Source organism: Pseudomonas sp. PA-5-4B (assembly GCF_021606215.1).
In the GTDB taxonomy this organism is placed as follows: Bacteria; Pseudomonadota; Gammaproteobacteria; order Pseudomonadales; family Pseudomonadaceae; genus Aquipseudomonas; species Aquipseudomonas edaphica.
Window position 1 is genome coordinate 16,398 of the sequence record NZ_WKDB01000078.1, and the last position, 11,349, is coordinate 27,746.

The 11,349-nt window shown below is 61.4% G+C and carries 9 protein-coding genes; 7 read left to right on the forward strand and 2 right to left on the reverse strand.

Annotated features, from left to right (window positions below; all coding sequences use genetic code 11):
* The first annotated feature begins 58 nt into the window (after positions 1-58).
* Positions 59-1,324: a carbohydrate porin gene (locus GIW28_RS26535; RefSeq protein WP_169988323.1), complete on the forward strand. Its 1,266-nt coding sequence runs from the start codon at positions 59-61 to the stop codon at positions 1,322-1,324.
* A 109-nt stretch (positions 1,325-1,433) separates the two neighbouring features.
* Here GIW28_RS26535 and GIW28_RS26540 read toward each other — a convergent pair whose 3' ends face one another.
* The gene (locus GIW28_RS26540) at positions 1,434-2,615 is read right to left on the reverse strand and encodes a XylR family transcriptional regulator (RefSeq protein ID WP_017136529.1); all 1,182 of its coding nucleotides are present in this window, start codon (positions 2,613-2,615) and stop codon (positions 1,434-1,436) included.
* A gap of 139 nt (positions 2,616-2,754) precedes the next feature.
* Between GIW28_RS26540 and xylA the strand changes: the two genes are divergently transcribed.
* The 4 genes from xylA (at position 2,755) to GIW28_RS26560 (ending at position 7,834) form a co-directional block, all read left to right on the forward strand.
* Positions 2,755-4,071 (forward strand): xylose isomerase, encoded by a 1,317-nt coding sequence (gene xylA, locus GIW28_RS26545; RefSeq protein ID WP_186617599.1) that lies wholly within the window; start codon positions 2,755-2,757, stop codon positions 4,069-4,071.
* Positions 4,072-4,145: 74 nt separating this feature from the next.
* Positions 4,146-5,147, forward strand: coding sequence for a D-xylose ABC transporter substrate-binding protein (gene xylF, locus GIW28_RS26550; protein ID WP_017136530.1), 1,002 nt, complete (start codon positions 4,146-4,148; stop codon positions 5,145-5,147).
* A 5-nt stretch (positions 5,148-5,152) separates the two neighbouring features.
* The gene (xylG, locus tag GIW28_RS26555; RefSeq protein WP_176992582.1) at positions 5,153-6,697 is read left to right on the forward strand and encodes a D-xylose ABC transporter ATP-binding protein; all 1,545 of its coding nucleotides are present in this window, start codon (positions 5,153-5,155) and stop codon (positions 6,695-6,697) included.
* Positions 6,698-7,834 carry a sugar ABC transporter permease gene (locus GIW28_RS26560; protein WP_017136532.1) on the forward strand — a complete coding sequence of 379 codons (1,137 nt, stop codon included), beginning with the start codon at positions 6,698-6,700 and terminating at the stop codon, positions 7,832-7,834.
* A gap of 64 nt (positions 7,835-7,898) precedes the next feature.
* Here GIW28_RS26560 and GIW28_RS26565 read toward each other — a convergent pair whose 3' ends face one another.
* Complete coding sequence (locus tag GIW28_RS26565; RefSeq protein WP_236447562.1) at positions 7,899-9,398, reverse strand: CoA-acylating methylmalonate-semialdehyde dehydrogenase; 1,500 nt, start codon at positions 9,396-9,398, stop codon at positions 7,899-7,901.
* Positions 9,399-9,507: 109 nt separating this feature from the next.
* Here GIW28_RS26565 and GIW28_RS26570 point away from each other — a divergent pair, with 109 nt between their 5' ends.
* A complete protein-coding gene (locus GIW28_RS26570; RefSeq protein WP_017136534.1) occupies positions 9,508-10,446 on the forward strand; it encodes a LysR family transcriptional regulator in 939 nt (312 codons plus the stop codon).
* A gap of 505 nt (positions 10,447-10,951) precedes the next feature.
* On the forward strand, positions 10,952-11,260 hold the full coding sequence (locus tag GIW28_RS26575) for a DUF6124 family protein (protein ID WP_056861838.1): 309 nt from the start codon (positions 10,952-10,954) through the stop codon (positions 11,258-11,260).
* Positions 11,261-11,349: the final 89 nt, after the last annotated feature.

The window sequence follows — 11,349 nt, forward strand, 5'->3', positions numbered from 1 at the left end:
CGCGGTGCTCTCCTGCACCGCGCGCGCCTTTCTATACATGCCGTTTGGAAGACCCCGCATGACCCTCACTTCTCCTATGCCCTTCGGCCGCCTGGCGCTGGGCCTGGCTTTGGCTGCCGCCCTGCCCGTTCAAGCCGACGACACTACCCTGACCGGCGACTGGGGCGGCCTGCGCCGTGAACTCGACGAGCAAGGCATCCGCTTCACCGGCGACTACAGCGGCGAGACCGCCTACAACGCCGACGGCGGCCAACACCGCTCGGCGCGCTACTCGCAAAACATCAAGCTCGGTGTGCAGTTCGACCTCGGCAAGCTCTACGGCTTCACCAACGGCGACCGCATTCAGCTGACCATCAACGACCGGCGCGGCAACAGCGCCTCCGAAGACCTGGTAGGCAACCGCCTGCCGATCCAGGAAAACTATGGCGGCCTCTACACCCGCCTTACCGAGCTGAGCTACGAGCGCACGCTGTTCACGCCCGCGCTGAACATCAAGCTCGGTTACATGGCGATGGGCAACGACCTCGGCGGCCTCGACAGCGGCATCCTGTGCAACTTCATGAACGCCGGTTTCTGCGGGCACCCGCTGAACATGTCCGGCGGCAGCGGCTGGACCAACTACCCGAATGCACGCCTGGGTGCGCGGGTGAAATACGACTTTTCGCCAAACTGGCAGCTGCGTGTGGCGGCATTCAATGTCGACCCCGACAGCAACGGCAACTCCAGCCGCGCCTGGCGCCTGGACCCCAAACACACCACCGGCACCGTGGTGCCGATCGAGCTGGTGTACAAACACGCGGGCACGCTGCCGGGTGAGTACAAGCTGGGTTATTACTACGACAGCTCCGATGTGAAGCGCATCGGCAGCAACAAAGACGTGAACGGTCGCGGCGGTCACTACCTGCTGATCGACCAGGCCGTCTGGGCCTCCAGCACATCCGCAGGCCGTGTGCTGCACGCTTTCGGCCAATACTCGGCCGCCAGCGAAGCCGCCTCGCCGTTCAGCAAGTGGTATGGCGCGGGCGTGGTGCTGTACAAGCCGTTTGAAGGCCGCCCACGCGACACAATCGCCTTGGGTTATGGCCGTGCGGTACCCAACCCACGCAGCCGTGACGTGCAGGAGTTGGCGGCGTTCAATGCGGGGACGGACTACCCTAACCTGAACAATGCCGAGCAATTGATCGAACTCAGTTATGGCTACCAGGCCACGCCGTGGCTGACGCTGCGCCCGGATGTGCAATACATCATCGAGCCTGGGGCGTTTTCCGGTGAGAGCATCGATAACGCGCTGGTACTGGGGTTGCAGGTCAAAGCCGTATTCTAAAAGCATGAAATGAGGATCGTTCCCACGCTCCGCGTCCCGCCACCTGCGCCTGTGTGACGCGGAGCGTCACGGGATTCATTCCCACGTGGAACGTGGGAACGATCTCACTTCAAGGAACACTTGCGCCATGCTGGTACTCGCGCGGCGTACAGCCAAACTCTCGCCGAAACACTGTATGCAGGTACTGCGCCGATTTGAAGCCGCAACCCTGGGCAATGTCGGCGATCGCCAGGGCGTGGTTTTCCAGGCCCTTGGCCGCCGCCGCAAGTTTGAAGCGCAGAATCTCGTCATGCACGCTGCACCCACGCACCTTGCGAAAGTGCGACTCCAGGGATGAACGCGACACCCCCACATACGCCGCCACCTGCGCGGTCTTGATGCCCTGGCAGGCGTATTGGCGAATAAACAGCAACGCCTGCATCACATACGGGTTGCCCAACGGTTGATGCAGGCTGGAGGCCTGCACATTGATTGCATCCGGCGGCACCAAAATCTGCGTGCCCGCGCAGGGTTTGCCGTGCAGCATCTGGTGCAGCAACGCGGCGGCCGTGCGGCCCATGGTTTCGGTACCCTGGATGACCGAGCTGAGCGGCACGCGCGTGAGGGTGCGGGTCAGCGGGTCATTGTCGATGCCGATCAACGCGACCTGTTCCGGCACGGCGATGCCGGCGGTGAGGCAGGCTTGCAGCAATTGCCGGGCGCGGGCGTCGGTGACGGCGATGATGCCGATGGGCTTGGGCAAGGCTTGCAGCCAGGCGATCTGCTGCTCCACCGCGCTGTCCCACAGCGGCGCACTGGTGCCCAGCCCACGGTAAACCTCAACCTGCAAACCATCGCGTTGCATCAGGCGGCGAAAGGCTTTCTCGCGCTCCTGCGCCCAGCGGTTGGCCTGGGCTTCGGGCAAGCTGAAGCAGGCAAAGCGGGTCAGCCCCGCCTCAATCAAATGTTCGTACGCCAACTTGATCAGTGCATGGTTATCGGTGGCCACATAGGGAATGCCCTTGGGGTAGGCGCGTGCATCCTGATAGGAGCCGCCCACTGCCACCACCGGCAAATGAATATCGGCCAGCGCCTCGCCGATCAGCGGGTCATCGAAGTCGGCAATGATGCCGTCGCCCTGCCAGCGCTCGATGCCTCTTAAGCGGCACAAAAAATCTTCCTCCAGGAACAAGTCCCAGGACACACGCGTGCTGCTCAGGTAATTGCCGATGCCGGTAATGATGCCGCGATCGTAGATTTTGCTGCCGTTGAACAACAGGGCAATGCGGTGCACGGGCGGTAGGGTTTTCATTGTTTTTATCCTGGGGCCGGTCGCTACAGACTAGCCCTGGCTGGTCAAAATCGCACTACGTCTTGGTGATTTTCATAATCGGCAGTCCCGATGCCGTTGCTAGTATCGGGGCACCACCAAGAACAATAAGGAAAACACCATGCCGTACTTCCCAGGTGTCGAGAAGGTTCGCTTCGAAGGCCCCAGCAGCGACGCCCCTCTCGCCTTTCGCCATTACAATGCCAACAAACTGATCCTCGGCAAGCCCATGCGTGAACACCTGCGCATGGCCGCCTGCTACTGGCACACCTTCGTGTGGCCGGGGGCGGACATGTTCGGCATGGGCACCTTCAAGCGCCCGTGGCAGCGCAGCGGCGAGCCGATGGACGTGGCCATCGGCAAGGCTGAAGCGGCGTTCGAGTTTTTCTCCAAGCTGGGCATTGATTACTACAGCTTTCACGACACCGATGTGGCACCCGAAGGCAGCTCGCTCAAGGAATACCGCAACCACTTCGCGCAGATGGTCGACCACCTGGAGCGCCACCAGGAACAGACCGGCATCCAGTTGCTGTGGGGCACCGCCAACTGTTTCAGCAACCCGCGTTTTGCCGCTGGCGCCGCCAGCAACCCGGACCCGGAGGTATTCGCCTACGCGGCCGCTCAAGTGTTCAGCGCGATGAACGCCACCCAACGCCTCAAGGGTGCCAACTACGTGCTGTGGGGCGGTCGCGAAGGTTATGAAACCCTGCTCAACACCGACCTCAAGCGCGAGCGCGAACAGCTCGGGCGTTTTATGCGCATGGTGGTCGAGCACAAGTACAAGATCGGCTTTAAGGGTGACCTGCTGATCGAACCCAAGCCCCAGGAGCCGACCAAGCACCAGTACGATTACGACAGCGCCACGGTGTTCGGCTTCCTGCATGAGTTCGGCCTGGAACACGAGATCAAAGTGAATATCGAGGCCAACCACGCCACCCTGGCCGGGCACAGTTTTCACCATGAAATTGCCACCGCCGTGTCTCTGGGGATTTTCGGCAGTATCGACGCCAACCGCGGCGACCCGCAGAACGGCTGGGACACCGACCAGTTCCCCAACAGTGTCGAGGAGATGACCCTGGCCACCTATGAAATCCTCAAGGCCGGGGGCTTCAAGAACGGCGGCTACAATTTTGATTCCAAGGTGCGCCGCCAGAGCCTGGATGAGGTTGACCTGTTCCACGGGCATGTCGCCGCCATGGATGTGCTGGCCCTGTCTCTGGAGCGTGCGGCGGCCATGGTGCAAAACGACCGATTGCAGCAGTTCAAGGACCAGCGTTATGCCGGGTGGCAGCAGCCCTTGGGCCAGGCGGTGCTGGCCGGTGAGTTCAGCCTGGCATCGTTGGCCGAGCACGCGTTTGCCCATGAGCTGAACCCGCAGGCTGTGAGCGGCCGTCAGGAGATGCTCGAAGGCGTGGTCAACCGGTTTATCTACACCTGACCGCCTGCTCGCCACAGGTACGGTACATTCATCAAATCAGTGTCTTTCCAACAACAATAAAAGGACGCACCACCATGAAAGCATTCAAACGTACCCTGCTCGCCACTGCCCTGGCCCTGCTCGCCCTGCCGGTGATGGCCGACTCGGCCCACCCGAAAATCGGCTTTTCCATCGACGACCTGCGCCTGGAGCGCTGGTCCCGCGACCGCGATTACTTTGTCGCCGCGGCCGAAAAGCTCGACGCCAAGGTGTTTGTGCAGTCGGCCGATGCCAACGAGCAGAAGCAAATCTCGCAGATCGAAAACCTCATCTCTCGCGGCGTTGACGTGATCGTCATCGTGCCGTTCAACGCCACCGTGCTGACCAACGCCGTCGCCGAAGCCAAGAAGGCCGGGATCAAGGTGGTGTCCTATGACCGCCTGATTCTCAACGCCGATATTGACGCCTATATCTCCTTCGATAACGAAAAAGTCGGCGAGATGCAGGCCAACGGCGTGCTGCAAGCGGCGCCCAAGGGCAATTACTTTTTGCTCGGCGGCGCGCCCACCGACAACAACGCCAAAGTGCTGCGCGAAGGCCAGATGAAGGTGCTGCAACCGGCCATCGACAAGGGCGATATCAAGATTGTCGGCCAGCAATGGGTCAAGGAATGGAACCCCACCGAGGCCCTGAGCATCGTCGAAAACGCCCTGACCCGAAACGACAATAAGATCGATGCCATTGTGGCCTCCAACGACGCCACCGCCGGCGGCGCGATCCAGGCCCTGGCCGCGCAGAAACTGGCAGGCAAGGTGCCGATTTCCGGCCAGGACGCCGACCTCGCCGCCGTCAAGCGCGTGATCGACGGCACCCAGACGATGACCGTGTACAAGCCTCTCAAGCTGATCGCCACCGAAGCCGCGAAGCTCTCGGTACAGCTTGCGCGTAATGAAAAACCTACCTATAGCTCGCAATACGATAATGGCAGCAAAAAAGTCGACACCATCCTGCTCACGCCAACCCCGCTGACCAAGGCCAATATCGACCTGTTGGAGAAGGATGGTTTCTATACCAAAGAGCAGATTGCCGGGCAGTGACCGCCATGGCCGACTACTTGCTGCAAATGAACGGCATCGTCAAAACGTTTGGCGGTGTCAACGCTCTGAACGGCATCGATATCAAGGTACGGCCGGGGGAATGCGTCGGCCTGTGCGGTGAAAACGGTGCCGGCAAATCCACCTTGATGAAGGTGCTGTCGGCGGTCTACCCGTATGGCACCTGGGAAGGGGAAATACTCTGGGACGGGCAGCCGCTTAAAGCCCATTCCATCAGCGAAACCGAGGCCGCCGGCATCGTTATCATTCATCAGGAGTTGACCCTGGTGCCGGACTTGTCGGTGGCCGAAAACATCTTCATGGGCCACGAATTGACCCTGCCCGGCGGACGCATGAACTACCCGGCCATGCTGCAGCGCGCCGAAGCGCTGATGCGCGAACTCAAGGTGCCGGACATGAATGTGGCGCTGCCGGTGTCGCAGTATGGCGGCGGTTACCAGCAACTGGTGGAAATCGCCAAGGCGCTGAACAAGCAGGCGCGACTGTTGATTCTTGACGAGCCCTCCTCGGCACTGACCCGTTCGGAAATCGAGGTGCTGCTCGACATTATCCGAGGCCTCAAGGCCAAGGGCGTGGCCTGCGTGTACATCTCTCACAAGCTCGATGAAGTGGCGGCGGTGTGCGACACCATCGCAGTGATTCGCGATGGCAAGCACATCGCGACCACGGCCATGGCCGACATGGATATCGCGCAGATCATCACGCAGATGGTCGGCCGCGAGATGAGCAACCTTTACCCCACCGAGCCCCATGCAGTCGGTGAGGTGATTTTCGAGGCGCGCAACGTCACCTGCTATGACGTCGACAACCCCAAGCGCAAACGCGTGGACGATGTTTCTTTCGTGCTCAAGCGCGGGGAAATTCTCGGCATTGCCGGGCTGGTCGGTGCCGGGCGCACGGAACTGGTGTCGGCCTTGTTCGGCGCCTACCCAGGCCGCTACAGCGCCGAGGTGTGGCTGGACGGCCAACTGATCGACACGCGCACGCCGCTCAAATCGATCCGCGCCGGGCTGTGCATGGTGCCCGAAGACCGCAAGCGCCAAGGCATCATTCCCGACTTCGGCGTGGGCCAGAACATCACCCTGGCGGTGCTCGACCGCTACGCGCATATGACCCGCATCGACGCCGAGGCCGAGCTTGGCAGCATCGACCAGCAAATCGCGCGCCTGCACCTCAAGACCGCCAGCCCGTTTTTGCCGATCACCAGCCTGTCCGGTGGCAACCAGCAAAAGGCCGTGCTGGCGAAAATGCTCATGGCCAAGCCACGGGTGTTGATCCTCGACGAGCCCACACGCGGCGTGGATGTGGGCGCCAAGTATGAGATCTACAAACTGATGGGCGCGCTGGCCGCCGAGGGTGTATCGATCATCATGGTCTCCTCGGAACTGGCCGAAGTGCTGGGGGTTTCCAACCGCGTGCTAGTGATTGGCGACGGCCAGTTGCGTGGAGACTTCATCAACCAGGGGCTCACCCAGGAACAGGTGCTCGCCGCTGCGCTCAGCCAACACAATAAGAATGGGAAAACCGCGTAGATGAACCAGGTCAAACACCTTTTTACCCGCTACAAAATGCTCGCCCTGGTGATCGCAGTGGCGATCATCTGGGTGTTTTTCAGTTGGCAGACCGAAGGCGGCTTTCTCACGCCGCGCAACCTGTCCAACCTGCTGCGGCAGATGTCGATCACCGGGATCCTGGCGTGCGGCATGGTGCTGGTGATCATCAGCGGCGAGATCGATTTGTCGGTGGGTTCACTGCTGGGGTTATTGGGCGGGCTGGCGGCGATTCTGGACGTGGTCTACCACATTCCGCTGCTCGCCAACCTGAGCCTGGTGGCGCTGTGCGGTTTGATGATCGGCCTGGCCAACGGCTACATGACCGCCTACCTGCGCATCCCCTCGTTCATTGTCGGCCTGGGCGGCATGTTGGCGTTTCGCGGGATTTTGCTGGGGATTACCGGCGGCACCACCATTGCGCCGGTGTCGCCGTCGCTGGTGTATGTGGGCCAGGGGTATTTGCCGCATGCCGTCGGTGTGGGGCTGGGCGTGTTGCTGTTTGCCTTGACCCTGTTCCTGACCTGGAAGCAACGGCGCAACCGCGCACTGCATGGCCTGGCGGCGCATTCGTTGGTGCGTGACCTGTTGCGCGTGGCTGTGATCGGCGCAGTGCTGGCCGGCTTCGTCACCACCCTCAACAGTTACGACGGCATCCCCGTGCCGGTGCTGCTGTTGCTGGTGCTGCTCGGCGTGTTCAGCTACGTCACCAGCCAGACCGTGTTCGGCCGTCGCGTTTACGCGGTGGGCAGCAATATGGAAGCCACACGCCTGTCGGGCATCAACGTGCAGGCGGTAAAACTGTGGATCTTCGGCATCATGGGCGTGATGTGCGCCCTCGCCGGCCTCGTCAACACCGCGCGCCTGGCTGCGGGTTCGCCGTCGGCGGGCAATATGGGCGAACTGGATGCGATTGCCGCGTGTTTTATCGGCGGCACCTCCATGCGCGGCGGCTCGGGCACGGTGTATGGCGCGTTGCTCGGCGCGCTGGTGATTACCAGCCTGGATAACGGCATGTCGATGCTGGACGTGGACAGCTACTGGCAGATGATTGTGAAGGGCAGCATTCTGGTGCTGGCGGTGTGGGTGGATGTGAGTACGCGGACGGGGCGGCGCTGACAGGGTCGCGCCAATGTGGGAGCTGGCTTGCCAGCTCCCACCATTGACCTGCAGTGTATTTAAGTTATTTCGACACCGGCATCGCAAACTCCGCGCCCTGCTCAATGCTCTCCGACCAGCGCTGCATGATCGACTTCTGCTTGGTGTAAAAACGCACACCTTCCGTGCCGTAGGCATGCATGTCGCCAAACAGACTCTTCTTCCAGCCACCAAAGCCGTGCCAGGCCATCGGCACCGGAATCGGCACGTTGATGCCGACCATGCCCACTTCGATGCGCCGGGCGAATTCGCGGGCGATGTTGCCGTCGCGGGTGAAGCAGCTGACGCCGTTGCCGAACTCGTGGTCGTTGACCAGCTTGATCGCCTCGGCAAAGTCATTCACGCGCACGCAGGCCAGCACCGGGCCGAAGATTTCTTCGCGGTAGATGCTCATGTCTTGGGTCACGTGGTCGAACAAGGTCGCGCCGAGCCAGAAGCCGTTTTCCAAGCCTGCCTCGGTTGGCACGTAATCACGCCCGTCGAGCAGCAATTGCGCGCCGGCTTGCACGCCTTGTTCGATGTAGCCACTGATACGCTCCAGCGCAGCACGCGACACGATCGGGCCCATTTCAGCCTTCAAATCGCGGCCGTCGGTGATGCGCAATTGCTTGGCACGCTCGGTCAAGGAAGCGATGACTTTGTCACCCACATCGCCTACCAACACGGCGACGGAAATCGCCATGCAGCGCTCGCCGGCACTGCCGTAGGCGGCGCCCATCAGCGCATCCACGGTTTTTTCGATGTCGGCGTCGGGCATCACCACCATGTGGTTTTTCGCGCCGCCCAGGCCTTGTACGCGCTTGCCGTTGCGCGCGCCGGTTTCGTAGATGTATTGGGCAATCGGCGTGGAGCCGACGAAGCTCACGGCCTTGACGTCCGGGTGTTCGAGCAGGGCATCCACCGATTCTTTATCGCCCTGCACCACGTTGAACACGCCTTTGGGCAGGCCGGCTTCACGCAGCAGTTCGGCCATGAACAGCGAGGCGCTCGGGTCGGTCGGGCTTGGCTTGAGGATAAAGGTGTTGCCGGCCGCAATGGCGATCGGGTACATCCACATCGGTACCATCACCGGGAAGTTGAACGGCGTGACGCCGGCAACCACGCCCAGCGGCTGGCGCATCGTCCAGTTGTCCATACCACGGGAAACCTGGTCGGAATGCTCGCCCTTGAGCAGGTTGGGAATGCCGCAGGCGAATTCCAGAATATCGATGCCACGGTCAACTTCACCCTGGGCATCGGTGAAGACTTTGCCGTGCTCGGCGACGATGATGCGCGCCAGGTCGTCCTTGCGTTCACGCAGCAAGTGCAGGTACTCGAACAAGACGCGAGCGCGGCGGATCGGCGGCGTGTCGGCCCAACTGGCAAACGCGGCCTGGGCAGCGGCGACGGCTTCACCGACGGTCTGGCGGCTGGCCAGGGCGACGCGGCCGGTGATTTCGCCGGTGGCTGGGTTGTAGACGTCCTGATAGCGATCATCGCGGCTCACGCGTTGGTCGTTGATGTAGTGCTCGATCGTACTGGTCATGGCAGGTGATCCCAGGTGGGTAGCGTTGAGGCACACGATAGGCTTTCAGTTTGTTCCAAACCAGAGCAGAATCCTGAACTTATTGTCCTTGTGAGCGAACAATAGCATCATGGAAAAATCCGAGATCGAAGGGCTGTGGACCCATATTCACTGGTTGTCGGTGCTCGAAGAGCAAGGCACCTACACCGCCGCCGCAGCGCGTCTGGGGGTGAGCAAGTCGGCGGTCAGCCAGCGCATCTCGGACCTGGAAAAGGCCACCGGCACCCGCCTGGTCACCCGCACCACGCGCAGTGTGCGGCTTACCGATGCGGGGCTGTCGTTGACCCGCGAAGTGCGCAGCGCCTACGAACATATCGCCCGCAGTTTCTCGTCGGTGCGCGACTCGGCCGGAGAGATTCGCGGGCTGGTGCGCCTCACCGCGCCGGTGGCGTTTGCCCGGCAGCAGTTGGTGCCGCATCTGTCGGAATTCCTGCAGCAATACCCGCAAGTGCGTATTCAACTGGACGTGTCGGATGCCCTGAGTTCACTGACAGCCGAAGGTTACGACCTGGCGGTGCGCCACGGTTTCCAGGTGCCAGAAACCCACGTGGCCTGGAAGTTGTGCGACACCGGCTCGGTGCTGGTCGCCACCCAGGACTACCTGCAGCGCCACGGCGAACCCCGCGAGCCCAACGACCTCAGCGCCCACAACTGCCTCTACTACCCACGCGGCGCCGACCAGCCGGCCTGGACATTCGAGCGCGGCGGCAAAAAAGTCGAACGCGTCACCGTGCCCATCGCCGGCAGTTTTTCCACCAACAACAGCGAAGCCCTGCGCGACTCGGCGCTCAACCACCTGGGCATCGCCCTGCTCCCGGACTTCAGCGCCCAGGCGGCGCTGGCCAGCGGCACGTTGGTGCAAGTGCTCAAGGGCTGGACGCTCAAGGGCGCGTTTGCCGATGAGATTTACTTGATCCGCCCGTATTCGCCCCATGTGCCGAAGTCGGTGAGTGCGTTGGTGGGGTACCTGAAGGAGAAACTGTCGGGTGGGTTTCGGTTTGTGGGATGAGGCAGCGCCAGCGAGGTGCGCCCTTAGAGGCAATGGTTTGAACGCGGTCAAGAAAATGTGGGAGCTGGCTTGCCTGCGATAGCGGTGTATCAGACAGAAAATTAGGTGCAGATATACCGCTATCGCAGGCAAGCCAGCTCCCACATTGGATCGTGTGGCTGCTGCTCCGTGTGGCTGATCAGTCAGTGGCCTTTCGACATGGTTTGTAAAGGGCCAGCAAGGCGCGTCCCTTTTAATTGCAGGACGTTTCCTAGACAATCCCTGCCGCCTTGTGCCTGTTGGAATCGATGGCTAGTCTGCGATCCGTCACTGCTCATCAGTGATCGGGTTTAGTCGCCCGGTTTCAGAACAGGCGCATCGTCCTCCGAAGTTTATGGTGGCTGTGCGCAGGGCGCCTTCGGGCGCGCCGGGTTCCTGTTCTGACCGGTCGACTAACCTGCGTACAGCCGCCACCCTCGTTTAGTCGCGAAGCGTGTCGGCTCCTTGACCAGACAGGTACTAAACGATGAAGAAAATTGTTCCCGACCCACCCCGCAATTGCGCCAAAGACCGCGCCGCCTTCAACCGCGCCCTCGACCATTACCTGCCCACCCCCGGCGTTCACAGCGTGATCGAAGACCTGAGCTTTGAAGACGCCCTGCTCTACACCGCCAGCCTGCTCGACAGCGCTTCGGCCACCACGCTCAATTGCAGTGAAATGCTCGCCAGCCCCGAACGGGCGAAGATTCTGGCGGTGTGGCATTTGCTTGAGCTGGCCCGCACCACGGTGGATCGCTCTATCGAGTGCCTGAAACCCGCAAAAGCAATGGCTTAAACACGGTCAAAAATGTGGGAGCTGGCTTGTCGGGTCGCCGCATCGCTGCGATGGCGGTATATCTGTACCTGATTTTCTAACTTATACAC

Bases quoted from the DNA above. Each gene is read 5' to 3' on its own strand.
- GIW28_RS26535 (WP_169988323.1), top strand. From the start codon at position 59: ATGACCCTCACTTCTCCTATGCCCTTCGGCCGCCTGGCGCTGGGCCTG.
- GIW28_RS26540 (WP_017136529.1), bottom strand. From the start codon at position 2,615: ATGAAAACCCTACCGCCCGTGCACCGCATTGCCCTGTTGTTCAACGGC.
- xylA (WP_186617599.1), top strand. From the start codon at position 2,755: ATGCCGTACTTCCCAGGTGTCGAGAAGGTTCGCTTCGAAGGCCCCAGC.
- xylF (WP_017136530.1), top strand. From the start codon at position 4,146: ATGAAAGCATTCAAACGTACCCTGCTCGCCACTGCCCTGGCCCTGCTC.
- xylG (WP_176992582.1), top strand. From the start codon at position 5,153: ATGGCCGACTACTTGCTGCAAATGAACGGCATCGTCAAAACGTTTGGC.
- GIW28_RS26560 (WP_017136532.1), top strand. From the start codon at position 6,698: ATGAACCAGGTCAAACACCTTTTTACCCGCTACAAAATGCTCGCCCTG.
- GIW28_RS26565 (WP_236447562.1), bottom strand. From the start codon at position 9,398: ATGACCAGTACGATCGAGCACTACATCAACGACCAACGCGTGAGCCGC.
- GIW28_RS26570 (WP_017136534.1), top strand. From the start codon at position 9,508: ATGGAAAAATCCGAGATCGAAGGGCTGTGGACCCATATTCACTGGTTG.
- GIW28_RS26575 (WP_056861838.1), top strand. From the start codon at position 10,952: ATGAAGAAAATTGTTCCCGACCCACCCCGCAATTGCGCCAAAGACCGC.